Source organism: Pseudomonas sp. S2_E02 (genome assembly GCF_054668355.1).
The window spans coordinates 4,201,705-4,226,889 of the sequence record NZ_CP162761.1 but is presented as its reverse complement, the minus strand read 5'-3'; the positions used below and the strand labels follow the sequence as shown (position 1 = coordinate 4,226,889).

Annotated in this window: 24 protein-coding genes, 1 other RNA gene and 1 pseudogene; 15 read left to right on the top strand and 11 right to left on the bottom strand. The window is 61.2% G+C overall.

Annotated features, from left to right (window positions below; translation table 11 throughout):
* The first annotated feature begins 12 nt into the window (after positions 1 to 12).
* The 3 genes from ubiD (at position 13) to AB4O01_RS19035 (ending at position 3,312) form a co-directional block, all read left to right on the top strand.
* Positions 13 to 1,479: a 4-hydroxy-3-polyprenylbenzoate decarboxylase gene (ubiD, locus tag AB4O01_RS19045; RefSeq protein WP_007911173.1), complete on the top strand. Its 1,467-nt coding sequence runs from the start codon at positions 13 to 15 to the stop codon at positions 1,477 to 1,479.
* Positions 1,479 to 2,447: a CDP-6-deoxy-delta-3,4-glucoseen reductase gene (locus AB4O01_RS19040; protein ID WP_095049381.1), complete on the top strand. Its 969-nt coding sequence runs from the start codon at positions 1,479 to 1,481 to the stop codon at positions 2,445 to 2,447. The genes ubiD and AB4O01_RS19040 overlap by 1 nt, the downstream gene beginning before the upstream one ends.
* Positions 2,448 to 2,643: 196 nt before the next feature.
* Positions 2,644 to 3,312, top strand: a complete 669-nt coding sequence (locus tag AB4O01_RS19035; protein ID WP_093429749.1) for a gamma-glutamylcyclotransferase — start codon at positions 2,644 to 2,646, stop codon at positions 3,310 to 3,312.
* Here AB4O01_RS19035 and glpT read toward each other — a convergent pair.
* Positions 3,288 to 4,637, bottom strand: coding sequence for a glycerol-3-phosphate transporter (glpT, locus tag AB4O01_RS19030; protein ID WP_186620111.1), 1,350 nt, complete (start codon positions 4,635 to 4,637; stop codon positions 3,288 to 3,290). The two genes, AB4O01_RS19035 and glpT, sit on opposite strands and share 25 nt — an antisense overlap.
* A 224-nt stretch (positions 4,638 to 4,861) precedes the next feature.
* Here glpT and AB4O01_RS19025 point away from each other — a divergent pair, with 224 nt between their 5' ends.
* A complete protein-coding gene (locus AB4O01_RS19025; RefSeq protein ID WP_116254274.1) occupies positions 4,862 to 5,491 on the top strand; it encodes a flagellar basal body-associated protein FliL in 630 nt (209 codons plus the stop codon).
* A gap of 6 nt (positions 5,492 to 5,497) precedes the next feature.
* Here AB4O01_RS19025 and AB4O01_RS19020 read toward each other — a convergent pair whose 3' ends face one another.
* The gene (locus AB4O01_RS19020) at positions 5,498 to 6,475 is read right to left on the bottom strand and encodes an NADPH:quinone oxidoreductase family protein (RefSeq protein WP_460089219.1); all 978 of its coding nucleotides are present in this window, start codon (positions 6,473 to 6,475) and stop codon (positions 5,498 to 5,500) included.
* A 150-nt stretch (positions 6,476 to 6,625) separates the two neighbouring features.
* Between AB4O01_RS19020 and AB4O01_RS19015 the strand changes: the two genes are divergently transcribed.
* Positions 6,626 to 7,033 (top strand): flagellar basal body-associated protein FliL, encoded by a 408-nt coding sequence (locus tag AB4O01_RS19015; protein ID WP_460089217.1) that lies wholly within the window; start codon positions 6,626 to 6,628, stop codon positions 7,031 to 7,033.
* 16 nt (positions 7,034 to 7,049) lie between these two features.
* Here the strand turns inward: AB4O01_RS19015 and AB4O01_RS19010 are convergent, their stop codons facing one another.
* The 4 genes from AB4O01_RS19010 to AB4O01_RS18995 form a co-directional block, all read right to left on the bottom strand.
* Positions 7,050 to 8,168: an ABC transporter permease gene (locus AB4O01_RS19010; RefSeq protein WP_099757476.1), complete on the bottom strand. Its 1,119-nt coding sequence runs from the start codon at positions 8,166 to 8,168 to the stop codon at positions 7,050 to 7,052.
* Entirely contained in the window at positions 8,168 to 10,897 is a 2,730-nt protein-coding gene (rbbA, locus tag AB4O01_RS19005) for a ribosome-associated ATPase/putative transporter RbbA (RefSeq protein ID WP_460089215.1), read from the bottom strand. Before rbbA ends, AB4O01_RS19010 begins: the two co-directional genes overlap by 1 nt.
* Positions 10,894 to 11,859, bottom strand: a complete 966-nt coding sequence (locus AB4O01_RS19000; RefSeq protein ID WP_460089214.1) for an HlyD family secretion protein — start codon at positions 11,857 to 11,859, stop codon at positions 10,894 to 10,896. The genes rbbA and AB4O01_RS19000 overlap by 4 nt, the downstream gene beginning before the upstream one ends.
* Positions 11,860 to 11,980: 121 nt before the next feature.
* On the bottom strand, positions 11,981 to 12,430 hold the full coding sequence (locus AB4O01_RS18995) for an EVE domain-containing protein (protein ID WP_099757473.1): 450 nt from the start codon (positions 12,428 to 12,430) through the stop codon (positions 11,981 to 11,983).
* 197 nt (positions 12,431 to 12,627) lie between these two features.
* On the opposite strand from AB4O01_RS18995, the gene AB4O01_RS18990 reads away from it, so the two are divergent.
* Positions 12,628 to 12,783 carry a hypothetical protein gene (locus AB4O01_RS18990; protein ID WP_016985917.1) on the top strand — a complete coding sequence of 52 codons (156 nt, stop codon included), beginning with the start codon at positions 12,628 to 12,630 and terminating at the stop codon, positions 12,781 to 12,783.
* Between the two features lie 36 nt (positions 12,784 to 12,819).
* On the opposite strand, the gene AB4O01_RS18985 is transcribed toward AB4O01_RS18990, so the two are convergent.
* The 4 genes from AB4O01_RS18985 to AB4O01_RS18970 form a co-directional block, all read right to left on the bottom strand.
* Positions 12,820 to 13,425, bottom strand: a complete 606-nt coding sequence (locus AB4O01_RS18985) for a 5-formyltetrahydrofolate cyclo-ligase (RefSeq protein WP_099757472.1) — start codon at positions 13,423 to 13,425, stop codon at positions 12,820 to 12,822.
* Between the two features lie 79 nt (positions 13,426 to 13,504).
* A non-coding RNA gene (ssrS, locus tag AB4O01_RS18980) (6S RNA) lies at positions 13,505 to 13,683 on the bottom strand.
* Positions 13,684 to 13,713: 30 nt separating this feature from the next.
* On the bottom strand, positions 13,714 to 14,031 hold the full coding sequence (locus AB4O01_RS18975) for a cell division protein ZapA (protein WP_093429754.1): 318 nt from the start codon (positions 14,029 to 14,031) through the stop codon (positions 13,714 to 13,716).
* Positions 14,028 to 14,237: a TIGR02449 family protein gene (locus AB4O01_RS18970; RefSeq protein WP_007911197.1), complete on the bottom strand. Its 210-nt coding sequence runs from the start codon at positions 14,235 to 14,237 to the stop codon at positions 14,028 to 14,030. Before AB4O01_RS18970 ends, AB4O01_RS18975 begins: the two co-directional genes overlap by 4 nt.
* Before the next feature lie 125 nt (positions 14,238 to 14,362).
* Between AB4O01_RS18970 and AB4O01_RS18965 the strand changes: the two genes are divergently transcribed.
* The 9 genes from AB4O01_RS18965 to gcvH all read left to right on the top strand — a co-directional run bounded on the left by AB4O01_RS18965 (position 14,363) and on the right by gcvH (position 23,844).
* Entirely contained in the window at positions 14,363 to 14,923 is a 561-nt protein-coding gene (locus tag AB4O01_RS18965) for a YecA/YgfB family protein (RefSeq protein ID WP_460089211.1), read from the top strand.
* 27 nt (positions 14,924 to 14,950) lie between these two features.
* Positions 14,951 to 16,285 (top strand): Xaa-Pro aminopeptidase, encoded by a 1,335-nt coding sequence (gene pepP / locus AB4O01_RS18960; protein WP_099757471.1) that lies wholly within the window; start codon positions 14,951 to 14,953, stop codon positions 16,283 to 16,285.
* On the top strand, positions 16,282 to 17,469 hold the full coding sequence (gene ubiH, locus AB4O01_RS18955; RefSeq protein ID WP_095049392.1) for a 2-octaprenyl-6-methoxyphenyl hydroxylase: 1,188 nt from the start codon (positions 16,282 to 16,284) through the stop codon (positions 17,467 to 17,469). Before pepP ends, ubiH begins: the two co-directional genes overlap by 4 nt.
* Complete coding sequence (locus AB4O01_RS18950) at positions 17,462 to 17,947, top strand: DUF4442 domain-containing protein (RefSeq protein WP_460089209.1); 486 nt, start codon at positions 17,462 to 17,464, stop codon at positions 17,945 to 17,947. Before ubiH ends, AB4O01_RS18950 begins: the two co-directional genes overlap by 8 nt.
* 9 nt (positions 17,948 to 17,956) lie before the next feature.
* Positions 17,957 to 19,174 (top strand): 2-octaprenyl-3-methyl-6-methoxy-1,4-benzoquinol hydroxylase, encoded by a 1,218-nt coding sequence (locus AB4O01_RS18945; protein ID WP_460092286.1) that lies wholly within the window; start codon positions 17,957 to 17,959, stop codon positions 19,172 to 19,174.
* 221 nt (positions 19,175 to 19,395) lie between these two features.
* Positions 19,396 to 20,400, top strand: a complete 1,005-nt coding sequence (locus tag AB4O01_RS18940; protein WP_093429760.1) for an extracellular solute-binding protein — start codon at positions 19,396 to 19,398, stop codon at positions 20,398 to 20,400.
* A 154-nt stretch (positions 20,401 to 20,554) separates the two neighbouring features.
* Positions 20,555 to 22,171, top strand: coding sequence for an ABC transporter permease (locus AB4O01_RS18935; protein ID WP_093429761.1), 1,617 nt, complete (start codon positions 20,555 to 20,557; stop codon positions 22,169 to 22,171).
* A gap of 156 nt (positions 22,172 to 22,327) precedes the next feature.
* A complete protein-coding gene (gcvT, locus tag AB4O01_RS18930) occupies positions 22,328 to 23,410 on the top strand; it encodes a glycine cleavage system aminomethyltransferase GcvT (RefSeq protein ID WP_116254279.1) in 1,083 nt (360 codons plus the stop codon).
* A 50-nt stretch (positions 23,411 to 23,460) separates the two neighbouring features.
* Positions 23,461 to 23,844 carry a glycine cleavage system protein GcvH gene (gcvH, locus tag AB4O01_RS18925; RefSeq protein ID WP_095049398.1) on the top strand — a complete coding sequence of 128 codons (384 nt, stop codon included), beginning with the start codon at positions 23,461 to 23,463 and terminating at the stop codon, positions 23,842 to 23,844.
* A 55-nt stretch (positions 23,845 to 23,899) separates the two neighbouring features.
* Here the strand turns inward: gcvH and AB4O01_RS18920 are convergent.
* Positions 23,900 to 25,043: pseudogene (locus AB4O01_RS18920) on the bottom strand (DegT/DnrJ/EryC1/StrS family aminotransferase).
* Between the last annotated feature and the right edge of the window lie 142 nt (positions 25,044 to 25,185).

Genomic DNA, 25,185 nt, shown 5'->3' with positions numbered 1-25,185 from the left:
GTGCCATCGTCAATGAAATTCAAGGATCTTCGGGATTTCGTGCAGCAGCTTGAGCAGCGCGGAGAGTTGAAACGCATCCAGATTCCCGTCTCGCCGGTGCTGGAAATGACCGAGGTGTGCGATCGCACGCTGCGGGCCAAGGGCCCGGCGTTGCTGTTCGAGAAACCCACCGGCTACGACATCCCGGTGCTCGGCAACCTGTTCGGCACGCCTGAACGGGTGGCGATGGGCATGGGCGCCGAATCGGTCAGCGAGCTGCGCGAAATCGGCAAGCTGCTGGCGTTCCTCAAGGAGCCGGAGCCACCGAAGGGCTTGAAAGACGCATGGTCGAAACTGCCGATCTTCCGCAAGATCATCTCGATGGCGCCGAAAGTCGTCAAAGACGCGGTGTGCCAGGAAGTGGTCATCGAAGGCGACGACGTCGACCTCGCGATGCTGCCGGTGCAGACCTGCTGGCCCGGCGACGTCGGCCCGCTGATCACCTGGGGTCTGACCGTCACCAAAGGCCCGAACAAGGATCGTCAGAACCTCGGCATCTATCGTCAGCAAGTGATCGGCCGCAACAAGGTGATCATGCGTTGGCTCAGCCACCGTGGCGGCGCTCTCGACTTCCGCGAGTGGTGCGAGAAGCATCCGGGCCAGCCGTTCCCGGTGTCCGTCGCCCTGGGTGCGGATCCGGCGACCATTCTCGGCGCGGTGACGCCAGTGCCGGACAGCCTCTCCGAATACGCTTTCGCCGGTCTGTTGCGCGGTAATCGCACCGAACTGGTCAAGTGCCGTGGCAACGACCTGCAAGTGCCGGCCACCGCCGAAATCATCCTCGAAGGCGTAATTCACCCGGGCGAGATGGCTGACGAAGGTCCTTACGGCGACCACACCGGTTACTACAACGAAGTCGACAGCTTCCCGGTGTTCACCGTCGAGCGCATCACCCACCGGATCAAACCGATCTACCACAGTACCTACACCGGCCGTCCGCCGGATGAGCCGGCGATCCTCGGTGTGGCGCTGAATGAAGTGTTCGTGCCGATCCTGCAGAAGCAGTTCCCGGAAATCACCGACTTCTACCTGCCGCCGGAAGGCTGCTCGTATCGCATGGCCATCGTGACCATGAAGAAGTCGTATCCGGGGCACGCCAAGCGCGTGATGCTCGGTGTCTGGTCGTTTTTGCGACAGTTTATGTACACCAAGTTCGTTATCGTCACTGACGACGATATCAACGCCCGTGACTGGAACGACGTGATCTGGGCCATCACTACGCGCATGGACCCCAAGCGCGACACGGTGATGATCGATAACACGCCGATCGACTACCTCGACTTCGCCTCGCCGATCTCAGGGTTAGGTTCGAAAATGGGCCTCGATGCCACCCACAAGTGGCCGGGCGAAACCACTCGCGAGTGGGGTCGTGTGATCGTCAAGGACGACGCCGTCACCCAACGGATCGATGCCATCTGGAATCAGTTAGGAATAGATTGATGCGTGTAACCCTGCAGCCCTCCGGAGCAGTGCTTGAGATACAGCCCGGTGAGCGGATTCTCGACGGCGCGCGGCGTCTGGGCTACGAATGCCCGCAAAGCTGCCGCAACGGTAATTGTCATGTGTGTGCGGCGTTGCTGGTTGAAGGCCGCGTCGCGCAGGATGGCAAAGTGCACGACCACGGCGAGTTCTACACTTGCATAGCCGAGCCGCTGGAAGACTGCATCCTGCTGTGGGATGGCGTGCTCGCGCTGGGAGAACTGCCGGTGCGCAGCCTGTCGTGTCAGGTCATCGAGTGCCGGGACGTCGGCGGCGACACCTGGCGTGTGCGGCTACGCGCTCCGGCGGGCAAGCCACCGCGTTATCACGCCGGGCAATATTTGATGATCGAGCGCGAGAACGGCGAGAAGTCGGCGTTCTCCATGGCCTCGGCACCCCACGGCGGGCGTGATCTGGAAATCCATGTGCTGGCGCGCGAAGCCAGTGCACTGAGCCTGATCGAACAGCTGCAACGCAATGCGATGGTGCGGGTCGAGTTGCCGTTCGGCGATACGCATCTGGCCGAGCTGCCCGACGGGCCGCTGGTGTTGGTTGCCGCCGGCACCGGCATGGGCCAGATTCACGCCCTGATCGAACACTGCCGCGCCAAAGGCTTCAAACACCCGGTGCATCTGTACTGGGGCGTGCGCCGTCCGGAAGATTTCTATGAGATCGAACATTGGGACGAGTGGCTGAAATTACCCAATCTGTTCCTGCATAAAGTCGTCAGCGATCAATGCGGTTGGGAAGGGCGCTGCGGCATGCTGCACGAGGCAGTCTGTGAAGATTTCCCGGATCTGAAACCGCTGCACGTCTACGCCAGCGGCTCGCCGGCCATGGTCTACGGCACGCTGGACGCTCTGGTTGAAGCGGGTATGGACGCTCATCAAATGCGCGCCGACGTGTTCGCTTACGCCCCCCGCTCCTGATTCGTTATAACTCGCTATATAGCCGATCGGTATTTATGTAATTGCATAAATGCCGCTAGGTTATATAGCAATCAGGCAATCAATTAAGAACTGTGCCATGGCACTCAAATTGCCTTAAAACATATGTGCCTTATTGTTACAGCGGTGCGTTCTATTAAGTAATTCTTCACCCGCGGGGAGCTGAACGCTATTCGCCATGAGCGCCATTGAAAACGCTTTTCTGAATTTGAATTACCCTCCGCGGCTCGATCTTGGGCCGCAGCTGACGCACGAACAACTTCTCGCTTCCATGCAGTCAACCATGGCGCGCCACAAGGGCGGGCCGGTGTGGCTGTTCGCGTATGGCTCACTGATCTGGCGGCCTGAATGCTCGGCGGTGGAGCGGGTGCGCGGCCGCGTGCATGGTTACCATCGCGGTTTGTACCTGTGGTCGCACGAGCATCGCGGCACGCCGGAAATGCCCGGTCTGGTGTTTGGTCTGGATCGCGGCGGTTCGTGCAGTGGCTTCGCCTATCGCTTGCCGGAAGATAATCTCGACGCGGCGCTGTACGCCTTGTGGAAACGCGAGATGCCGGTGCCGTCCTACCGGCCACACTGGCTCAACTGCCGGCTCGAAGATGGCACTCAGGTGCAGGCCCTGGGATTCGTATTGGAGCGACACCTGCCCAGCTATGCCGGCAACTTGCCGGATCACGTGCTGAGCCAGGTGTTCGCAAGCGCTTGCGGGCGTTACGGCACTACTCGCGATTATGTCGAGCAGACCGCCCACGCCCTGCGCAGCCACGCCATGCCAGACCGTAATCTGGAGGCGCGGCTCAAGCGCTGTAAATCACAAAGCGATCAAGCGACTGCTTCACGGCTCTGACTGGCGATTTGCTTGTGCCAAAGCGTCGGGGCCAGGAACGCCATCGACAGCAGGCAAGCGCCCACCAGCAGCACAAAACCACCGTCCCAGCCGAAGTGGTCAACGGTGTAGCCCATCGCTGCACTGGCTGCGACCGAACCACCCAGATAGCCGAACAGGCCGGTGAAACCCGCAGCCGTGCCGGCGGCTTTCTTCGGCGCCAGTTCCAGCGCCTGCAGACCGATCAACATCACCGGGCCGTAGATCAGGAAGCCGATCGAAAACAGCGCGATCATGTCGACGGTCGGGTTGCCGGCCGGGTTCAGCCAGTAAACGAGGGTCGCCACGGTCACCAGCGCCATGAACACCATACCGGTCAGGCCACGGTTGCCACGGAAGATCTTGTCCGACATCCAGCCGCACAGCAGCGTGCCGGGAATGCCCGCCCACTCGTAGAAGAAGTAAGCCCACGAAGTTTTATCGACGGTGAAACCCTTGGCTTCCTTGAGATAGGTCGGCGCCCAGTCCAGTACGCCGTAGCGCAGCAGGTAAACGAAGACGTTAGCCATGGCGATGTACCAGAGCATTTTGTTGCGCAGCACGTATTTGACGAAGATTTCCTTGGCACTGAATTCGTCTTCGTGGCTGGCGTCGTAGCCTTCCGGGTAATCGTTCTTGTACTTCTCGATGGGCGGCAGGCCGACTGATTGCGGAGTGTCGCGCATGGTGATGAAGGCAAATACCGCCACGCCCAGCGCCACGGCTGCTGGCACGTAAAACGCCGCGTGCCAGTCGTTGAACAAGCCCATGCCGAGCAGGAACAGCGGGCCGATCAGGCCGCCGCCAACGTTATGCGCCACGTTCCACACCGACACCACGCCGCCACGTTCCTTCTGCGACCACCAGTGCACCATGGTCCGGCCACTTGGCGGCCAGCCCATGCCCTGGGCCCAGCCGTTGATGAACAGCAGGATGAACATCATGGTCACGCTGGACGTTGCCCAAGGCGCGAAACCGAAAATGAACATCACCCCGGCCGAGACCAGCAGACCGAACGGCAGGAAGTAGCGCGGATTGGAACGGTCGGACACCAGGCCCATGAGGAATTTCGACAGGCCATAGGCAATGGCGATCGCCGACATCGCCAGACCCAGATCACCACGGCTGTAGCCCTCGTCGATCAGGTACGGCATGGCCAGCGAGAAGTTTTTGCGCAGCAGGTAATAACCGGCGTAGCCAAAGAAAATACCGGCGAAGATCTGCCAGCGCAGGCGTCGGTACGTGCTGTCTATTTTTTCTTCAGGCAATGGAGCCTGATGTGCGGCAGGACGAAAGAAAGCAAACATTCAAGAGCTCCAGATTTCTTGTTTTGACTGCGGATGCGAATGTTACAGTTTCGTTACCGAAAATAGCACCGGTTCGCATCGAGCAAATAGCGGAAAATGTTGGAAGTCGCGCGTTCCTTTACGAACCTGTCGCTCAGCTGTAAGAACAGGGCGTTTTCGTCGCGCTCGGGACGTTGTGACTTAGACTCGCGATTTACAGATCGACTGATTTCGCGAGATAAACGATGACCCCGAAAGTTCGCAGGCTATTGCCCAGACTGTTGATGGTTGCTGCGGTGACTGCTTCAGTACTGGTGTTGAGCTTCGCACAGGGTTCTGCAGCGCCAGGCCTGCGCAATGTCACCGTATTGATCGTCCGTCATGCGGAAAAGCCTGAAGTCGGCCGTGAACTCAATGCCCGGGGCGAACAGCGCGCCGCTGCCTACGCGGACTATTTCACCTCGTTGCAACTGGACGACCAGACACTCACGCCCCAGCGTCTGATCGCTACCGCCGACAGCCCGGAAAGCATCCGACCGCGTCAGACACTGATTCCACTGTCCCAGCGCCTGCAATTGCCCATCGAGCAGCCCTACGCCAATAACGACGTCGACAAACTGGTCAGCCTGCTGCGCAAGAACAATCAGGCGAAAACAGTGCTGATCGCTTGGCATCACGGCCACATCAATAAACTGATTGCCGCTTTCGGCGGCGATGGTCCGGCACTGATCGGCCAGCCGAAATGGCCGGTGGATGTTTACGACTGGCTGATCGTTCTGCGCTTCGATGACAAGGGAAAGCTGGTTGGGTCACAGAGCGAAAAGGTTCAGGAACATCTGATGCCGGGCGACATTGCGGCGTCGCCCGGTCGTTGAAGAGTCTCAGCGAACCTTCACCACAACCTTCCCGACAGCCTTGCGCTGGCCAAGATCATTGATCGCCTGCGCCGCATTGCTCAGCGGATAGACCTGCGACACCAGCGGTTTCAACTTGCCCTCGGCGAACCAGCCGAATAACTGCTGGAAGTTCGCCGCGTTGTCCTGCGGCTGGCGCTGGGCGAAGGAGCCCCAGAAGACGCCGAGCACCGCCGCGCCCTTGAGCAGGGCAAGGTTGACCGGCAGCTCCGGGATGCGCCCGCTGGCGAAACCGACGACCAGCAGACGGCCATTCCAGGCGATGGCGCGGATGGCTTGGTCGAACAGATCACCGCCGACCGGGTCGTAGATCACGTCGGCGCCCTGGCCGTCGGTGAGGCGTTTGATTTCGTCCTTGAGGCTGGTTTCGCTGTAGTTGATCAGCTCATCGGCGCCGGCAGCCTTGGCCACGGCGAGCTTCTCCGCGCTGCTGGCGGCAGCAATGACGCGGGCGCCCATGGCTTTACCGATTTCCACCGCCGCCAAACCGACGCCGCCGGACGCACCGAGTACCAGCAGGGTTTCCCCCGCTTGCAGGTTGGCGCGTTGCTTGAGGGCGTGCATCGAGGTGCCGTAAGTCATGCTGAACGCGGCGGCGGTGTTGAAATCCATCGACGGCGGAATCGGCAGGACGTTGTAGCCCGGCACCGCGACCTGTTCAGCGAAGCTGCCCCAACCGGTCAGCGCCATGACTCGGTCACCGACCTTGAGGTGGCTGACCTTTTCCCCGACCTCCGTGACCACGCCAGCCGCTTCACCACCCGGCGAGAACGGGAAGGGCGGCTTGAACTGGTACTTGCCCTCGATGATCAGCGTGTCCGGGAAGTTGACCCCGGCGGCGTGCACCTCCAGGAGGATTTCGTTCTTCTTCGCGACAGGGCTGGCGACGTCTTCCAGCACCAGCGATTCGGCAGGGCCGAAGGCTTTGCACAGCACGGCTTTCATCAGGGCTATTCCTTTGGGAGTGATGGCCGATAAGTGTAGGTGTGTCAGTCAACGGGTCAACGAGCATGCCCGGCCCTGATAGTCAGCCATAAGCTTGTGCTTGCGTGGCGGGTCGTTATGCTAGGCCGCAAACCGGATAAGGAGCGAATTGTGAAAGCGTGGATCATGTTGTTGCTGGCCCTGTCTCTGCCTGTGGCAGCGCTGGCCGAAGAAGCCAAAGAAGGCGAGGCGCCGAAGGTCAACTACATCACCCTGAGCCCGCCGTTCGTGGGCAACTACGGGCTGGACGGCACGCCGAAGCTCAAGGTTTACAAGGCCGATGTGGCATTGCGCGTGACCGGTGAGGAGGCGACCAAACTGGTCAAGGCCAACGAGCCGCTGATCCGTAATCAGCTGGTGGCACTGTTCACCCAGCAGACCACCGAGGGGATGGGCAGCATCGAGGGTAAAGAGAAGCTGCGTCAGGAAGCGTTGAAGCAGACCCAGCAAGTGATGAATGACGAGACCGGCAAGCCGGTGGTTGAGGATCTGTTGTTCAACAACCTGATCATTCAGTAAGTGCGTTGGCTGCTGTTCAGGACGCCAGGCTTTTGCGAAAGCGCGCCAGCGCAATGACGAAGAACAGCAGGCCGATGGCCGTCAGCGCCAGCAAGTCCGGCCAGACCACGCTCAGCCCGGCGTCGCGAAACAGAATCGCGGCGCTGAGGCTGACAAAGTGCGTGGACGGCGAGCCCTGCATGACCCACTGCAGCCATTGCGGCATGCTGTCCAGTGGCGTGCTGCCACCCGACAGCAGCAACATCGGGATGATCACCGGAATCGCCAGTAAGCCGAACTGCGGCGTCGAACGTGCGAGTGTCGCCAGAAAGATCCCCAACGCGGTACTGGCAAACAGGTAAACCGCAGTCACCAGCAAAAACAGGCTCATCGAGCCCGACAGCGGCACGCCGAGTGCGCCTTTGACCACCACCTCCAGCGACAGCCAGGTGCACAGCACCACCACCAGCAGGTTGCTCCAGATTTTCGCCAGCATGATTTCCAGCGCCGTCAGCGGCAGCACCAGCAAATGGTCAAGCGTGCCGTGTTCGCGTTCGCGCAGTAGCGCCGTGCCCGTGAGGATGATTGCCAGAATAGTGATGTTGTTGACGATCTGAATCACCGCCAGAAACCAGCCACCCTCCAGGTTGGTGTTGAACAGCGCGCGGGTGGTCAGTTGAATCGGCGTTTTGCTCGCGGCATCGTCCTGGTCGCCAAAGGCCTGTAGCTCGCGCTGGAAAATCCGGCTGATGTAGCCAGCGCCCATGAACGCCTGGCTCATCGCGGTGGCATCGACGTTGACCTGAATGGCCGGTTGCCGCGCCGCCAGTAGATCGGTTTGAAACCCCGCCGGAATGTTGATCACGAAAGTGTACTGGCCGCTGTCCATGACCTGGTCCAGTTGCGGGTAGGGGAGCAACACTGGCGTCTGGAATTCCGGCGGTTGCAGGGCCTGGGCCAACTGGCGCGAGAGGGCGCTGTGGTCTTCGTCGACGATCGCCACGCTGGCGTTGTGCACGCCGATCACCGAGCCGGCGGCAGGCATGTAGATCGCCACGGTGAAGGCGTAGAACAGGAACAGCAGCAACACGCTGTCGTGGCGCAGGCTGGTCAGTTCCTTGAGCCCCAGGCGCAGGATGTGCGCGAACTTGTGCATCAGGCCTCCTGCTTTTTCAGCATGATCAGGCTCAGCCCGGTGAACCCGACAAAGAACCCGAACAGCGCCAGGCACTGCGGCCACAGCTGCCGCAGGTCCAGCGCTTTGGTGAACGTCCCCACGGCAATGTCGAGAAAGTGTCCTGCCGGAAACAGCATGCCCATCACCGCAGCCGCTCCTTCCAGTGAAGAACGCGGCACGATCAGTCCGGAGAACTGGATGGTCGGCAGGCTGGTAATGATCATGGTGCCGAGGATCGCGGCGATTTGCGTGCGGGTGAACGCCGAGATCAGCAGGCCCATGCTGGTGGTCGCCAGCACATACAGCAGGCCGCCAAACGCCAGCGTCAGCAGGCTGCCCTTGAACGGCACGCCAAACAGCCAGCGGTTCATCGCCACCAGCAGCGCGAGATTGACCAGACTGACCAGCAGGTATGGCGCCTGTTTGCCCAGCAGAAACTCCAGGCGGGTCAGGGGCGTGGCGTAGAAGTTGGTGATCGAGCCGAGTTCTTTTTCGCGCACGATGCCGAGTGCGGTGAGCATCGCCGGAATGAACGCCAGAATCAGCGCCATGACCCCGGGGCCAATAGCGTTGACGCTGACCACATCCTGGTTGTAGCGAAAGCGCGTTTCCAGGCTGGCACCCGCTTGGTGGCTGATGGCGGGGCTGCTCTGTTCGGCCAACTGCTGCAGGTTGGCCAGGTGCACGGCTTCGACATAATTGCGGCTGGTCTCGGCGCGAAACGGCATGCCGCCGTCCAGCCACGCCGCCACCGCAGGCTGGCGTCCGGCGTACAGGTCGCGGCCAAAGCCGGGCGGGATTTCCAGCGCCAGTTTGATTTCCGAGCGTTGCAGGCGGCGGTGCAGCTCTTGAGCGTCGTGGATGGCCGGCCGCTCATCGAAGTAGCGCGAGCCGCGAAAGGCTTCCAGATAGGTTCGGCTCTGCGGGGTTTGATCCTGATCGTAAACGGCGAACGCGAGGTTCTCTACGTCGAGGGAAATTCCGTAGCCGAAAATCACCATCATGAAAATCGCCCCCGCCAGCGCAAAAGCCATGCGCACTTTGTCGCGCAGCAGCTCCTTGCCTTCGCGACTGGCCACGGCCAGCAGGCGACCGAGGCTGAAACCGCGTTGCTGGTCTGGCGGCGCGGCGGCTGGCGCTGAAGGCGCTGTCGGCGATTCACTCGCGGGAGGCGATGGGGTATTGCCTTGGGCCTGTTCCAGACACGTCACGAAAGCGGCTTCCAGCGTCTCTCCGGCAAACTGACGCTGCAGCGCTGCCGGGGTGTCGCAAGCGAGGACTCTGCCGGCGTGCATCAGCGAAATGCGGTCGCAGCGCTGGGCTTCGTTCATGAAGTGGGTGGAGAGAAAAATCGTCACGCCTTGCTCGCGGGACAGTTCGATCAGCAGTCGCCAGAAGTCATCACGGGCTGCCGGGTCGACGCCGGAGGTCGGCTCATCGAGGATCAGCACTTCCGGACGATGCAACACCGCGACCGCCAGCGATAGGCGTTGACGCAGCCCGAGAGGCAGGGCACCGGACGGCTGATCGGCGACGCTGAGCAGGTTGAAGCGCTGAATCAATGCGTCGATGCGTTGCGCGCTTTCGGCCTTGGGCAAGTCGAACAGACGGGCGTGCAGCTCAAGGTTCTGCCGCACGCTGAGTTCGCCATACAGCGAAAAGCTCTGGGACATGAAGCCGACCCGCTTGCGCGTGGCCAGATCCTTGGCGTCCACCGGATTGCCCAGCAGTGTCGCGCTGCCTTCGCTGGCCGGCATCAGCCCGGTCAGGACTTTCATGGTTGTGGTCTTGCCGCAGCCGTTGGAGCCGAGAAAACCGAAAATCTCGCCGCGACCGATGGCGAAGCTGACGTGATCCACCGCAGTGAAGTCGCCGAAGCGCAGCGTCAGGTCGTGGGCTTCGATGGCAATGTCTGTGGTACCGCCAGTACGCGGCGGAATGACCAACGGCTGAGCGTCGTGATGACTGTCGCCCTGGAAGTGTGTGAAGGCTTCATCGAGTTTGCCGCTGGGGGTGACGGCTGCCAACTCGCGGCTCAGACCGGTGGCAATCAATTGGCCGTTGTCGAGCATCAGGCAATGCTCGAACTGTTCGGCTTCTTCCATATACGCGGTGGCAACCAGCAGGGTCAGTTGCGGGCGCTCGCGCCGTACATCGTCGATCAGCTCCCAGAAGCGTCGGCGTGAGAGCGGGTCGACGCCGGTGGTCGGCTCATCGAGAATCAACAGATCCGGTTCATGGATCAGCGCGCAGCACAGGCCCAGCTTCTGTTTCATGCCGCCGGACAACTTGCCGGCGGGGCGCTCGGCGAACTTCAGCAGGTCGGTGGCGAGCAGCAGATTGTGCATGCGTTGCTCGCTGTCGGCTTTCGACAGGCCGAACAGCGTGGCAAAGAACTGGATGTTTTCGCGGATCGACAGCTCGGGATAGAGGTTGCCGCCCAATCCCTGGGGCATGAAGGCGATGCGCGCATACAGCGTGTCGCGGTGGCGGCGCTGCTGGATTTGCCCGCCGAGGACGTCCAGTTGCCCTTGCTGCAAGGCCTTCACGCCGGCGATCAGCCCGAGCAGGCTGGACTTGCCCGCACCATCGGGGCCGATCAGCCCGCAACGGGTGCCGGCGGGCAGGCTGAAGGTGATAGCGCTCAGCGCTTGCTGTTTGCCGTAACGGTGCGCGATCGCGTTCGCCTGAACCGCGAGGCTATTCATTGCAAATTGGCCGGCCAGGCAATCGGCGCGATGCGCACATAACCGGCGCCGGGCATGCCGGGCTTGGCTTGCGGCACGGCGCTGGGTTGGATCAGGCGCAGCTTGACGCGGAACACCAGTTTTTGCCGCTCGTCACGGGTCTCGACCTCTTTGGGGGTGAACTGCGATTTGCCGGCGACGAAACTGATCTTCGCCGGCAAGGGTTTGTCGGGCAGGGCATCGAGCAGCACCCGGGCTTCATCGCCTACGGCCAGACGCCCGGCCACCGAGGCAGACAGGTAGAGGTTCATGTACTGATCGTTGGGATCAATCAACAGCAGGACGCGGCCACCGGCCCCCAGCACTTCGCCGGGTTCGGCCATGCGCAACTGGATCACCCCATCAATCGGCGCGCGCAGGCTGCTGTCGTCGATTTCGCTGGTCAGTTGAGCGACCTGTGCCTGCGCCGCGCCGATCGCTGCAGCGACCGCCGACACTTGGGCGCGGGCCGCCGTCACGGCAGCATTGCCGGTGCCGATACGCGACTGCAATTGATCGATAACCTGGGCGCTGACGAAACCGTGCTTGAACAGCGATTGCGAACGCCCCAGTTCCTGCTGGGCCAGTAGCAATTCACTCTGGCGCAATTGCACATTGGCCTCGGCGGCGTTGAGGTTTTCCCGGGCGCGCAAGACTTCGGCTTCGGCTTGAGTGCGCTGGGCTTCGAGGGTTCGGGTATCCATGCGCGCGAGCAGTTGGCCCTTGTTGACCTTGTCGCCTTCATCGACCAGCACCTCGGCCAGGCGTCCGGGTGTCTTGCTGGCGATCTGCACTTCGGTGGCTTCCAGCCGCCCGTTGCCCATCGACAGCCCTTCGACCAGACGGCTGCTGATCGACATCCAGTAACCGAGCCCGCCGGCGGCGGCGAGTAACACCAGAAGCGACCCGGCGTATAAAAGTGAAGAGCGGCTGTGCGTCGACATGGGGGCATCCTGCGGCTGTGGCGTGCAGTCTGACTGCTCAAGCGTTCCAGTCGCTTGATGTCAGTCAACCGAGCGCCAAGCCTAGCCCCTTTTTCGGCTAATAACCGTGACCGGGCAGTTCTCAGCGCAAGCCGAGCACGGCGGCCCACTGTTCGGCCGTCACGGGCATGACCGACAACCGCGAGCCCTTCTGCACCAACGGCATCTCGGCCAGCGCGGTCTGCTGCTTCAGATAATCCAGCTTCAATACCCGGGCAAACGTCTCGACGTGCGCAACATCAATCGCACTCCAGGCATTCTTCTCTGGAGTAGCCTTCGGGTCGAAGTAGTGGCTTTCCGGCTCCAGTGCGGTGGGATCCGGGTACGCCGCCTGAATAATTTTCCCGATACCGGCAATCCCCGGCTCCGGGCAGCTGGAATGGTAGAAAAAGAACTCGTCACCCACGGCCATCGAGCGCAGGAAGTTACGCGCCTGATAGTTGCGAACTCCGTCCCAGCGCGCTGTGCCGAGCTTTTCCAGACCTTTGATAGAGAGTTCGTCGGGCTCGGACTTCATCAGCCAATAGGCCATGGTTTTTGCTCCTGAAACGGTCATTGGGCAGGTTGTCGGGCAATTTTATGACAAACCGACAGTCGGTTGACGTCAGCGTTTGCGCGCAGGTTCACGTTGTCGCAAAATGCCGGCCTTTAAAGCTTGACGCTGCTGCACGGCCTACGAACGGAAACCGCTGCTGTCATCGTGATGATGTGCCTTGAGGGGGGCAATCGATGAAACGCAAACCGGATCTACTATGGACTTTGGTAATTTTGTTTGGCTTGGGCGTCGTGACCACTGGTTATGCGCAGAGCTTGTGGTCGAACAAGGCCGACGCGCCGATTGAAGTCGCGCAACAGGTGCAACAGTCGACAGCCTTCAAGCGCTGAAACGGCTTTCTCGACGCCGCTGATCTGCGCGGCGTCCTATCCCGCGAAATACCAAGCCTTGTCGCTGACCGTGCCTTGTAACGGTACATCCCAGCTTGCCTGCGCCAAGCGTTCGACCTTCTGACATTCATGGGCCAGGCCCAGCAGCGTCGGCTTGCGCCAGCTTTTTCGCCGAGCCAGATACGCCAGGCTGCGATCATAGAAACCGCCGCCCATCCCGAGTCGCCCGCCGACATCGTCAAACCCTACCAACGGCAATAACACCAGATCCAGTGTCCAGACCTTGCGTTGCTGTGCCAGATTGGCTCGCGGCTCGAGAATGCGGAAGCGATTGGGTTTAAGTTTCTCGCCGGGACGAATGCGTTGGAAAACCATCTTGGTGCGTGGCCAGGCGCTGAGCACCGGCAGATAAGTCGATTTACCCCGACGTTGGGCTTCGCGCAGCAGAAGGCGCGGATCGATTTCACCATCGGTGGGCAAATACAAAGAGATATGTCTGGCCCGGCGAAAGTGCGGGTCTTGTGCCAGTTGCCGGTACAGGCCCTTGGCAGCCTGGCGTTGTTCGCTCTTGGTCAGCGCACGGCGCGCCTTGCGCAGCAGGCGGCGGAGTTGCGGGCGGGGCAGCAGCGCGGGTTCGGTCATGGTTCGGCTTCGGCAGGTTGGACGAAAACGTACGCATAAAAAATCCGATGGCGGTTTTCACCGACATCGGATTCGAATCAGGCTCCCCGGATGAACCGCTGTCAACTTAGCCCTTGAACCCGAAAGTTCAAGGTGGAAGATGCAGTAGACTTTAAGGCTTTCCGTCTAGCGGACATGCACACCAGCCCAACGTGCAACTTCCAGGGTAGTGCGAATCGGCTCAGGGACATCGTCAACTGGCAAGCACCCCAGGGAGTGCCGCGAGTATACCGCAAGCGGCCAGTTGAATCAGCCCTTGCTGGTGTTCTGATCGTCGGCGAGGACAAGATCGACACGATCGAGCAAGTCACGTACCTGTTCACGGGTCGAACCGCTGGCCTGGATGTCCGGACGCTCTTCTTTGTGCAAGAGGTCGTGGGTGATGTTCAGCGCGGCCATCACGGCGATACGGTCGGCACCGATGACTTTGCCGCTGCTGCGGATCTCACGCATCTTGCCATCCAGATAGCGCGCGGCACTGACCAGATTGCTGCGTTCTTCCTGCGGGCAGATGATCGAATATTCTTTATCGAGGATCTGCACGGTGACGCTATTGCTTGAACTCATGAGTCTTGCTCCAGGGCCTTGAGGCGCGAAATCATCGATTCGACCTTACGCCGGGCGATTTCGTTTTTTTCAATGAGGTGAGCGCGTTCCTCGCGCCAGGTCTTTTCCTGAGCTAGTAAGAGTGCATTTTGACTCTTTAGTTGCTCGACTCGGCCAATCAACAGTTCGAGTCTGGCCATCAGCGCTTGCAGGTCGGTGTCTTCCATTGTGTCCACGTGTTCGTCTGATGGGAGGTAGCTGGCGGACAGCCTTTAATAGTCTTGGCGAGTCTGTCGATGTAGGATACAAGGCCTTCATTCTAGACATAGCGCCGTCTGGCGCCTAGCTGCCCATGACCAATGCGAATTCCCCGTACCAAGCCTTTGCCACCCTGCTGACTTCCAACGGCCACAACGTCTCGCCTGCCGAACTGCATGGCCTGCTGCTTGGCCGTAGTTGCGCCGGTGCCGGCTTCAATGCCGAAGAGTGGCTGATCGATGCTGCCGAGTTGCTCGAAAGCGAACCGCAGGACAATGTCCGCAACGCCTTGATCGGCCTGCAAGAGATGGTCAAAGGCGAGCTGACCGGCGACGACGTCACTGTCGTTCTGCTGCTGCCGACCGATGACGCACCGCTGGCTGACCGCGCCGCTGCACTGGGCCAATGGTGCCAGGGCTTCCTCAGCGGTTTCGGCCTGAACTGCCGCGACAGCAGCATGCTCAGCACTGAAGCCACCGAAGTGCTGCAGGATCTGGCCGCCATTTCCCAAGTGCAGGATGCTCTCGAAGAATCCGAAGACGGCGAAACCGACTACATGGAAGTCATGGAGTATCTGCGCGTCGCGCCGCTGCTGCTGTTCTCGGAAACCAAGAAAGCCGACGTGCCGCCAGCCGCCAAGCCGTCGCTGCATTAATCGCGTGCCAGGGAAAGCCATCTGCCCATGATCCATATCCCGAAAGCGGAATACAGCCGTCGCCGCAAGGCCCTGATGGCGCAGATGGAACCCAACAGCATCGCGATCCTGCCCGCCGCCGCGGTCGCCATTCGCAACCGCGACGTCGAGCACGTCTACCGTCAGGACAGCGATTTCCAGTACCTCAGCGGTTTTCCCGAGCCGCAGGCTGTCATCGTTTTGATGCCCGGCCGTGAGCATGGCGAATACGTGCTGTTCTGCCGTGAGCGCAACGCCGAACGCGAATTGTGGGACGGTTTGCGCGCCGGGCAAGAGGGCGCGATCCGCGACTTCGGTGCCGATGACGCTTTCCCTATTACTGACATCGACGACATCCTCCCGGGCCTGATCGAAGGCCGCGACCGGGTGTATTCGGCGATGGGCAGCAACCCTGAATTCGACCGTCACCTGATGGACTGGATCAATGTGATCCGCTCCAAGGCGCACCTCGGCGCCCAGCCGCCGAACGAATTCGTTGCCCTGGATCATCTGCTGCACGACATGCGTCTGTATAAATCGGCGGCAGAAGTGAAGGTGATGCGCGAAGCCGCACGGATCTCGGCGCAAGCCCACATCCGTGCGATGCAGGCCAGTCGGGCCGGGCTCTACGAGTACAGCCTCGAAGCCGAACTCGACTACGAGTTCCGCAAGGGCGGGGCGAAGATGCCGGCCTACGGCTCGATCGTCGCCGCCGGGCGTAACAGCTGCATCCTGCATTACCAGCAGAATGACGCGCTGCTCAAGGACGGCGACCTGGTGTTGATCGATGCCGGTTGCGAGATTGACTGCTACGCCAGCGACATCACCCGCACCTGGCCGGTCAACGGCAAGTTTTCGCCCGAGCAGAAAGCGATCTATGAGTTGGTGCTGGCCTCGCAGGAAGCCGCGTTCGCCGAAATCGCCCCGAACAAGCACTGGAATCAGGCGCACGAAGCCACGGTTCGCGTTATCACCACGGGGTTGGTGAAACTGGGATTGCTGCATGGTGAGGTCGACGAGTTGATCGCCAGCGAAGCCTATAAAGCCTTTTACATGCACCGCGCCGGTCACTGGCTGGGCATGGATGTGCATGACGTTGGTGAGTACAAGGTCGGCGGCGAATGGCGAGTGCTCGAGGTCGGCATGGCGCTGACCGTAGAGCCGGGCATCTACATCGCCCCGGACAATCAGAACGTCGCGAAAAAATGGCGCGGCATTGGTGTACGTATCGAGGACGACGTGGTCGTGACCAAAACAGGTTGTGAAATCCTCACCAGCGGCGTGCCGAAAACCGTCGCTGAAATCGAAGCGCTGATGGCGCAAGCAAGGACCCACGCGGCATGAGTCGAGTCAATCTGGCAATCATCGGTGGCGGTCTGGTCGGCGCCAGTCTGGCGTTGGCCTTGCAGGCCGGGGCCAAGGCGCGTGGCTGGAAGATCGTCCTGATCGAACCGTTTGCACCAGGCGACAGCTGGCAGCCGAGTTACGACGCACGTTCGTCGGCGCTGTCCTTCGGCTCGCGGCAGATTTATCAACGGCTGGGCGTGTGGCAGGAAATCTCCCGTCGCGCCGAGCCGATCAAACAGATTCATGTTTCTGACCGTGGCCGCTTCTCCACCGCGCGTCTTTCGGCGATGGAAGAGGGCGTACCAGCGCTCGGTTACGTGGTGGAAAATGCCTGGCTCGGCCAGTGCCTGTGGCAGCACATCGACAAAGACGTGATCAGTTGGCGTTGCCCGGCGGAGGTCACACGCATGGAACCGCTGCCCGATGGCTATCGCCTGACCCTCAATGATGAAACCACCCTTGAATGCGACCTCGCGGTGCTCGCCGATGGCGGTCGCTCCGGTCTGCGCGAGCAGCTAGGCATTAACGTGCGCAAGCGTCCGTACAACCAGAGCGCACTGATCGCCAACATCACCCCGAGCGAAGCGCACAACGGCATGGCCTTTGAGCGTTTCACCGACGAAGGGCCGATGGCCTTGCTGCCGCTGCCGGAAAACCGCTGTGCTCTGGTCTGGACCCGTTTGGGCATGGACGCGCAGCGTCTGGCCGATTTGAGCGAGCGTGATTTCCTCAGCGAATTGCAGGGCGTATTCGGTTATCGCCTCGGCACGTTGAAACAGGTTGGCGCACGGCATTTGTATCCGCTGACGTTGGTCGAGGCCGAAGAGCAGGTGCGCTCGCATCTGGCTGTACTCGGCAACGCGGCGCACAGCCTGCACCCGATTGCCGGGCAGGGTTTCAACTTGTCACTGCGTGATGCCGATGCCTTGGCCGCCGCGTTGTTGTCCAGTGAAAAGCCGCTGGGCGACTTCGCCACATTGCAGGCTTATCGCGAGCGTCAGCGTCTGGATCAGGACCTAACCGTCGGCTTTTCCGATCAGGTCACACGGCTGTTCGGCAGCACGCAGCCATTGGTTTCGCTGGGGCGTAACATCGGCCTGCTCGGTCTCGATCTGTTGCCGCCGGCCAAGCGCTGGTTTGCCCGTCAGGCCATGGGTCTGGGAACGCGACCGGATGCTTAAGTGGTTGACCGCTAAATTCGGCAAGGCGCGGTTGATGCGCTGGGTGATGACGTTCTACCCGCCGTATCTTGGCGCCGGTGTACGGGTTCGGCATATCAGCGATGATTTCCGCGACGTTCAGGTGTCGATGGGCCTTGGCTGGTACAACCGCAACTACGTCGGCACTCAGTTTGGCGGCAGTCTGTATTCGATGGTCGACCCGTTCTTCATGCTGATGCTCATGGAAAACCTCGGCTCGAAGTACATTGTCTGGGACAAGGCTGCCGATATCGATTTCATTGCGCCGGGCAAAGGCCCGGTGTTCGCCCGCTTCAATATCGACGAGACCTTGCTCGCCGAGATTCGCCGGCAAACCGCCAATGGCGAGAAATACCTGCCGCAGTTGCAGGTCGACATTCATGACGGCGTCGGCAATCTGGTGGCGCGGGTCGGTAAAACCCTTTACGTGCGGCTCAAGCCGCAAGCGAGACAGGCTTAAAGCATGGAAATGCGCGCAGATCTGCTGATTGTCGGAGCCGGAATGGTCGGCAGCGCCCTGGCGTTGGCGTTGCAGGACAGCGGGCTGGAAGTCCTGCTGCTCGATGGCAGCCCGCTGAGCGTCAAGCCGTTCGATGCCGACGCGGCATTTGAACCGCGTGTGAGCGCGCTGTCGGCAGCCAGCCAACGCATCCTCGAACGCCTCGGCGTGTGGGAAGGGATCGCCAAGCGCCGCAGCAGCCCGTACACCGACATGCATGTCTGGGACGGCAGCGGCACCGGACAGATCCATTTCTCGGCGAGCAGTGTGCACGCCGAGGTGCTGGGTCATATCGTCGAAAACCGTGTGGTGCAGGACGCCTTGCTCGACCGTTTGCACGATTGCGATCTGGGCATGCTCGCTAATGCGCGGCTGGAACAGATGCGCCGCTCGGGCGATGACTGGTTGCTGACGCTGGCTGACGGTCGTCAGTTGCGCGCGCCATTGGTGATCGCCGCTGACGGTGCCAACTCGGCCGTTCGCCGCCTCACCGGGATGGCCACGCGCGAGTGGGATTACATGCACCACGCCATCGTCACCAGCGTGCGCAGCAGCAAGTCGCACCAGATGACCGCGTGGCAGCGCTTTACCGATCACGGGCCTTTGGCGTTTCTGCCGCTTGAGCGTGACGGGCAGCAGGATTGGTGTTCGATCGTCTGGTCGACCACGCCGAGCGAAGCCGAGCGCTTGATGGCGCTGGATGAAGCGGCGTTCTGCCGAGAGCTGGAGCGCGCCTTTGAAGGTCGCCTCGGCGCAGTCGTCAGTGCCGATCCGCGACTGTGCGTGCCGCTGCGTCAGCGCCATGCCAAGCGCTATGTGGCCGAAGGGCTGGCGCTGATCGGCGATGCGGCGCACACCATTCACCCGTTGGCGGGGCAGGGTGTGAACCTCGGTTTCCTCGATGCGGCGGTGTTGGCCGAAGTGCTGTTGCAGGCGGCCGAGCGTGGCGAGTGCTTGGCGGAGGTGAAGGTGCTGAGCCGTTACGAGCGCCGGCGCATGCCGCACAACCTGGCGCTGATGGCGGCGATGGAAGGGTTTGAGCGGTTGTTTCAGGCTGATCCGTTGCCGGTCAGGTGGCTGCGCAATGCCGGGTTGAAACTGGTGGAGCAGATGCCGGAGGCGAAGGCGCTGTTTGTGCGTGAAGCCCTCGGGTTGACCGGGGATCTTCCGGCCCTCGCCAAACCCTGACCTCTCCATTGAGGCTGATGGCCTCTTCGCGAGCAGGCTCGCTCCCACATTTGAAATGCATTCCAATGTGGGAGCGAGCTTGCTCGCGAAGGCGTCAGAACCGACACCACAAATTTCAAACTGTGCAACATCTGGTAACTCCTTCAAAAAGAGTTCGATTGAGGTGGTAAATGTGAGTCCTTATCATTTGGCCCACATTTTCCGACCGAGAGACCACTCCCATGTTGGCACCCAAGCGTCTTCTGACCGCACTGGCCCTGACCCTGATCGGCAGCACAACGGCCCAGGCCGCTGATGAGGTGGTGGTTTACTCGTCGCGCATCGATGAGCTGATCAAACCGGTCTTCGATGCCTACACCGCCAAGACCGGGGTGAAGATCAAGTTCATCACCGACAAGGAAGCGCCGCTGATGCAGCGCATCAAGGCCGAAGGTGAGAACGCCACCGCCGACCTGCTGCTCACCGTTGACGCCGGCAACCTCTGGCAGGCCGAGCAGATGGGCATCCTCCAGCCGTTCACCTCGAAAACCATCGACGCCAACATTCCACTGCAATATCGCTCGTCCACTCACGCCTGGACCGGCCTGAGCCTGCGCGCGCGGACCATCGCCTACTCCACCGAACGGGTGAAGCCGGGCGAGCTGACCACCTACGAAGCACTGGCCGACAAGAACTGGGAAGGGCGCCTGTGCCTGCGTACGGCGAAGAAGGTCTACAACCAGTCGCTGACCGCGACCATGATCGAAGTCCATGGCGCCGAGAAAACTGAAAAGATCCTCAAGGGCTGGGTCAACAACCTCTCCACCGACGTGTTCTCCGATGATGTCGCGGTGCTCGAAGCGATCAACGCCGGGCAATGTGATGTCGGCATCGTCAACACTTACTACTATGGCCGCCTGCACAAGCAGAAGCCGGAACTGCCGGTGAAGCTGTTCTGGCCGAATCAGGCCGATCGTGGCGTGCACGTGAACCTGTCGGGCATTGGCCTGACCCAGTACGCGCCGCACCCGGAAGCGGCCAAAGCTTTGGTTGAATGGATGACCACGCCCGAGGCGCAGAAGATTTTCGCAGACGTGAACCAGGAGTTTCCGGCCAACCCGGCGGTGGCGCCTTCGGAAGAAGTGGCGGCGTGGGGCAAGTTTGTCGCTGACACCTTGCCGGTGGAAGTGGCGGGCAAGCGTCAGGCTGAAGCGATCCGGATGATGGATCGGGCGGGTTGGAATTGAGGCTTTTTCGATAGACTTGTGATCGTTCCCACGCTCTGCGTGGGAATGCATCCATCGACGCTCTGCGTCGTGCCGCCGACAGCGTGACGCAGAGCGTCACAGGATGTGTGCCCACGCAGAGCGTGGGCACAATCATTTGAACGAGACTGTTTCCTTGGCCCACCCCGCCCAACGCCGCTGGTATCCCATCGTCTTCGCCATCGCCGCGCTGGTGCTGTTGCCCCTGAGCGTTCTGCTGCTCTCCTGGCAGACCATCGATCAACAGATCTGGTCGCACCTGTGGCAAACCCAGATGCCGCGCCTGCTCGGCAATACCCTGACGCTGGTCGTTGGCGTCGGTGTCGGTGTGACGCTGCTGGGTGTTAGCCTCGCCTGGCTCACCAGCCTCTGCGAATTCCCCGGCCGGCGCTGGCTCGACTGGGCGCTGATGCTGCCTTTCGCCATTCCCGCCTATGTGCTGGCCTTCGTTTTCGTCGGCCTGCTCGATTTCGCCGGCCCTGTGCAGACCCTGCTGCGCGAATGGTTCGGCAGCGGCCTGCGGCTGCCGCGCGTGCGCTCCACCGGCGGGGTGATCATCGTGCTGGTGCTGGTCTTCTATCCCTACGTTTATTTGTTGGCGCGCACCGCATTCCTCGCTCAGGGCAAAGGCCTGATGGAAGCGGCGCGGGTGCTTGGCCAATCGCCGTGGCAAGCGTTCTGGCGTGTGGCGTTGCCGATGGCGCGTCCGGCCATTGGCGCCGGCGTGGCATTGGCGCTGATGGAAACCCTGGCGGATTTCGGCGCGGTCTCGGTGTTCAACTTCGACACCTTCACCACCGCCATCTACAAGACCTGGTACGGCTTCTTCAGCCTGTCGAGTGCGGCGCAGCTGGCCAGTCTGTTGCTGCTGGTGGTGATGCTGGTGCTCTACGGCGAACGTCGCGCGCGTGGCGCCAATCGGGCGGGCAACGAGCGGCCACGGGTGAAAGCCCTGTATCACTTGCGCGGGCTCAAGGCGTTCGCGGCGATGAGCTGGTGCGCACTGGTGTTCGCCTGCGCCTTCGTCATTCCGCTGCTGCAACTGATCGTCTGGTTCTGGCAGCGCGGCCGTTTCGATCTGGACGAGCGCTACGCCGGGCTGATCCTGCACACCTTGTATCTGGGCGGCATGGCGGCGCTGATTACCGTAAGCGTCGCGTTGCTGCTGGCCTTCGCTCGGCGACTGGCGCCGACGCCCGCGATCAACTCCGGCGTTGGTCTGGCCAATCTCGGTTACGCCTTGCCGGGTTCGGTGCTGGCGGTGTCGATCATGCTGGCGTTCAGTTATCTGGATCGCGAGCTGGTGATTCCGCTCTCCGGTTGGCTCGGTGGCGCGGGCAAACCGCTGCTGCTTGGCAGTCTGGCGGCGTTGCTGATGGCCTATCTGGTGCGTTTTATTGCGGTGGCGTACGGGCCGCTGGAAAGCAGTCTGGCGCGTATACGGCCCTCTTTGCCCGAAGCAGCACGTAGCCTGGGTGTCAGTGGGCCGCGACTGTTTTTCAAAGTGTATCTGCCGCTGTTGCTGCCCGGCGCGCTGAGCGCGGCGCTGCTGGTGTTCGTCGATGTGCTCAAGGAAATGCCCGCAACCCTGCTGATGCGCCCGTTTGGCTGGGACACGCTGGCGGTGCGGATCTTTGAAATGACCAGTGAAGGTGAATGGGCGAGGGCGTCTTTGCCAGCGCTGACCCTGGTTCTGGTCGGTCTATTGCCGGTCATCGGACTGATCCGCCGCTCGGCGCACCGAAACACTTAGTCGTCAGTCCTGAATCATGCGGCTACAATGCGCGGCATTCGGTGCGGTTCGTCTGACAGACCCGTTCGCTGAAATCGGCTGAAAGCCTTCTATTTCGCGGCTTTCACCCCGTACAGCGGCTGTCCGCACCTTCGCCACGCCCGGAAGGAGAAACCCATGGGACAGCGTACGCCTCTGTATGACCTGCATCTCGCCCTCGGCGCGAAGATGGTCGATTTTGGCGGTTGGGACATGCCACTGCATTACGGCTCGCAGGTCGAGGAGCACCACGAAGTGCGCCGCGATTGCGGGGTGTTCGATGTTTCCCACATGACCGTGATCGATGTCACCGGCACCCAGGCCAAGGCCTGGCTGCAGCATTTGCTGGCCAATGATGTCGACCGCCTGCACCGCCCCGGCCGTGCGTTGTACAGCACTATGCTCAACGAGCGTGGCGGCATCGTCGATGACATGATCGTCTACCGCCTCGACGACGCTTATCGACTGGTGTTCAACGCTTCGACCCGCGATCAGGATCTGGCCTGGATGAACGCGCAGCGCGGCGATTACGACGTGCAGCTGCACGAGCGCTCCGAGCTGGCGATGCTCGCCATCCAAGGCCCACAGGCCCGGCACAAGATTGCCGAACTGGTGACCCAGTCGCGCGCCACGCTGATCCAGCACCTCAAACCCTTCGAAGGCTATACCGACGGTGACTGGTTCATCGCGCGTACCGGTTATACCGGTGAAGATGGCCTGGAAATCTGCCTGCCGGCCAATCAGGCGCCTGGGTTCTTCAACGATCTGGTCGGTGCCGGCATTTCCCCGATCGGCCTCGGTGCCCGCGATACCCTGCGGGTTGAAGCCGGGATGAATCTCTACGGTCAGGACATTCACCAAGACGTTTCGCCACTGGCCTCGAACATGGCCTGGAGCATTGCCTGGGAACCGGCCACCCGCCAATTCATCGGCCGTGCTGCGCTGGAGGCGGAAAAAGCTGCCGGCATTGCGCACAAACTGGTTGGTCTGGTCCTGGAAGAACGTGGTGTTTTGCGCGCTCATCAAGTGGTTCGCATCGCCGATGTTGGCGAAGGGGAGATCACCAGTGGTAGTTTCTCTCCTACGCTGAGCAAATCGATTGCCTTGGCGCGTGTTCCGATGGCAACTGCCGACCGCGCCGAAGTGGAAATCCGTGGCAAGTGGTACCCGGTACGGGTGGTCAAACCGACCTTCGTACGCCATGGCAAAACTTTGATCTAACCTTTTTCCGGCGGGCATGACCGCTGACCCAATTCCAGAGGACACCGAAGATGAGCAATATTCCCGCTGAACTGCGTTTTGCCGAAAGTCATGAATGGGCACGTCTGGAAGCCGACGGCACCGTCACCGTGGGCATCAGCGATCACGCGCAGGAAGCGCTGGGCGATGTGGTGTTCGTTGAGCTGACCGAAGTAGGCAAGGTGTTCGCCGCTGAAGATCAGGCTGGCGTCGTTGAATCGGTGAAAGCTGCTTCCGACATCTACTCGCCGATCAGCGGTGAAGTCATCGCGATCAACGAAGAGCTGGGCGGTTCGCCAGAGCTGCTGAACTCCGATCCGTACGGCGCATGGATCTTCAAGCTCAAGCCAAGCGATAAGGCTGAGCTGGACAAACTGCTGGATGCCGGCGCTTACAAGGCTGCCATCGGCGAGTAATTGCCCGGCTACACCGCAAAGCCCCGACTTGTCGGGGCTTTTTTATGGGTGTCTGTCAGGCGTTGTGCAACACCGCTTTCACCGCAGCGACCGAGCGCTCGACATCCTCCTTGCTCATCGCGGTAAACATCGGCAGCGACACGATCAGCCGCCCGACACGCTCGGCCACCGGCAACATCCCCTCGTTGAAACCGCGCTCGCGGTACAGACTCAGCAAGTGGATCGGCGGATAGTGATAGCCGATCCCGATACCATGCGCCTGCATCTGCTCCATGAACGTCGCCCGCGCAGGCAAGCCGTCCTTGCGCTCCGGCAGTACCAGTTGGAACAGGTGCCAGTTGCTGTTGGTGAAATCCGCCAGCGGCAGTTGGGCGCCATAGGTCGCTTCAAAGTCAGCGCCAAAGCACTGGAAATAATGCCGCGCCAGTTCACGCCGATGCGCCGTCAGCGCTTCGATATGAGCAAACTGGCCCAGACCGATCGTGGCAGCGACATCGGTCATGTTGAACTTGCCGCCCAGGACATCGACGTCCAGGCCATCGAAACCGTTGCGGGTTACGCCCTGCAAGCGGTACTTCTCCGCTAGCCGCGCTTCCTCAGGTGTGTTCAGCACCAGACAACCCCCCCTCGGCGCAGGTGACGTTCTTGTTCGCCTGAAAACTGAACGACACGAAGTCACCGGTGGCGCCGATGCGCTGGCCGTTCCAGCTCGAGCCCAGCGCCTGGGCGGCGTCTTCGACGATGCGCAGATTGTGTTTGCGCGCGATGGCGTACAGGCGATCCATGTCTACGGGCAGACCGGCGAGGTACACCGGAATCACTGCTTTGGTGCGTGGGGTAATGGCCGCTTCCAGTTGGTCCAGGTCGATATTGCGGGTCTGCGGATCGATGTCGGCAAACACGGGTGTGGCGCCGACTTCAAGGATCACGTTGGCTGTGGCCACCCAGGAAATCGGCGTGGTAATCACTTCGTCTCCGGGCCCGATGCCGGCGATGCGCAAGGCGATTTCCATGGTGCAGGTGCCGGAATTGAAGGTGCGCACCGGGCGCCCGCCAAAATATTCCGACAACTGTGCTTCGAAGGCCTGAACCTTCGGCCCGCTGGTGATCCAGCCGGAACGCAAGACTTCGCCCACAGCGGCAATCGTCGCTTCGTCGATGACAGGTTTGGAAAACGGCAGAAACGGCAGTGTGCTCATGAGGCTTTGATCATCCGCGAGTTGAACGCCTGACGCAGGCGCCACAGCATGGCCCGGAACGCCCTCGGCCGCCAAGCCGTGCGCGACGATATCGACTGCTATGCTGGTTTGACCGTGTTGCATTGACGCCGAGCGCCAGCCA

What these genes read in the sequence shown, in the direction of transcription:
- AB4O01_RS18945 (WP_460092286.1), top strand. Translation starts at nt 17,957, where the DNA reads ATGCGCGCAGATCTGCTGATTGTCGGAGCCGGAATGGTCGGCAGCGCC.
- AB4O01_RS19040 (WP_095049381.1), top strand. Translation starts at nt 1,479, where the DNA reads ATGCGTGTAACCCTGCAGCCCTCCGGAGCAGTGCTTGAGATACAGCCC.
- ubiH (WP_095049392.1), top strand. Translation starts at nt 16,282, where the DNA reads ATGAGTCGAGTCAATCTGGCAATCATCGGTGGCGGTCTGGTCGGCGCC.
- pepP (WP_099757471.1), top strand. Translation starts at nt 14,951, where the DNA reads ATGATCCATATCCCGAAAGCGGAATACAGCCGTCGCCGCAAGGCCCTG.
- gcvT (WP_116254279.1), top strand. Translation starts at nt 22,328, where the DNA reads ATGGGACAGCGTACGCCTCTGTATGACCTGCATCTCGCCCTCGGCGCG.
- AB4O01_RS18950 (WP_460089209.1), top strand. Translation starts at nt 17,462, where the DNA reads ATGCTTAAGTGGTTGACCGCTAAATTCGGCAAGGCGCGGTTGATGCGC.
- rbbA (WP_460089215.1), bottom strand. Translation starts at nt 10,897, where the DNA reads ATGAATAGCCTCGCGGTTCAGGCGAACGCGATCGCGCACCGTTACGGC.
- AB4O01_RS18995 (WP_099757473.1), bottom strand. Translation starts at nt 12,430, where the DNA reads ATGGCCTATTGGCTGATGAAGTCCGAGCCCGACGAACTCTCTATCAAA.
- AB4O01_RS18965 (WP_460089211.1), top strand. Translation starts at nt 14,363, where the DNA reads ATGACCAATGCGAATTCCCCGTACCAAGCCTTTGCCACCCTGCTGACT.
- glpT (WP_186620111.1), bottom strand. Translation starts at nt 4,637, where the DNA reads ATGTTTGCTTTCTTTCGTCCTGCCGCACATCAGGCTCCATTGCCTGAA.
- AB4O01_RS19035 (WP_093429749.1), top strand. Translation starts at nt 2,644, where the DNA reads ATGAGCGCCATTGAAAACGCTTTTCTGAATTTGAATTACCCTCCGCGG.
- AB4O01_RS18970 (WP_007911197.1), bottom strand. Translation starts at nt 14,237, where the DNA reads ATGGAAGACACCGACCTGCAAGCGCTGATGGCCAGACTCGAACTGTTG.
- AB4O01_RS18990 (WP_016985917.1), top strand. Translation starts at nt 12,628, where the DNA reads ATGAAACGCAAACCGGATCTACTATGGACTTTGGTAATTTTGTTTGGC.
- AB4O01_RS19000 (WP_460089214.1), bottom strand. Translation starts at nt 11,859, where the DNA reads ATGTCGACGCACAGCCGCTCTTCACTTTTATACGCCGGGTCGCTTCTG.
- AB4O01_RS18975 (WP_093429754.1), bottom strand. Translation starts at nt 14,031, where the DNA reads ATGAGTTCAAGCAATAGCGTCACCGTGCAGATCCTCGATAAAGAATAT.
- AB4O01_RS19025 (WP_116254274.1), top strand. Translation starts at nt 4,862, where the DNA reads ATGACCCCGAAAGTTCGCAGGCTATTGCCCAGACTGTTGATGGTTGCT.
- AB4O01_RS18985 (WP_099757472.1), bottom strand. Translation starts at nt 13,425, where the DNA reads ATGACCGAACCCGCGCTGCTGCCCCGCCCGCAACTCCGCCGCCTGCTG.
- gcvH (WP_095049398.1), top strand. Translation starts at nt 23,461, where the DNA reads ATGAGCAATATTCCCGCTGAACTGCGTTTTGCCGAAAGTCATGAATGG.
- AB4O01_RS19010 (WP_099757476.1), bottom strand. Translation starts at nt 8,168, where the DNA reads ATGCACAAGTTCGCGCACATCCTGCGCCTGGGGCTCAAGGAACTGACC.
- AB4O01_RS18940 (WP_093429760.1), top strand. Translation starts at nt 19,396, where the DNA reads ATGTTGGCACCCAAGCGTCTTCTGACCGCACTGGCCCTGACCCTGATC.
- AB4O01_RS19020 (WP_460089219.1), bottom strand. Translation starts at nt 6,475, where the DNA reads ATGAAAGCCGTGCTGTGCAAAGCCTTCGGCCCTGCCGAATCGCTGGTG.
- ubiD (WP_007911173.1), top strand. Translation starts at nt 13, where the DNA reads ATGAAATTCAAGGATCTTCGGGATTTCGTGCAGCAGCTTGAGCAGCGC.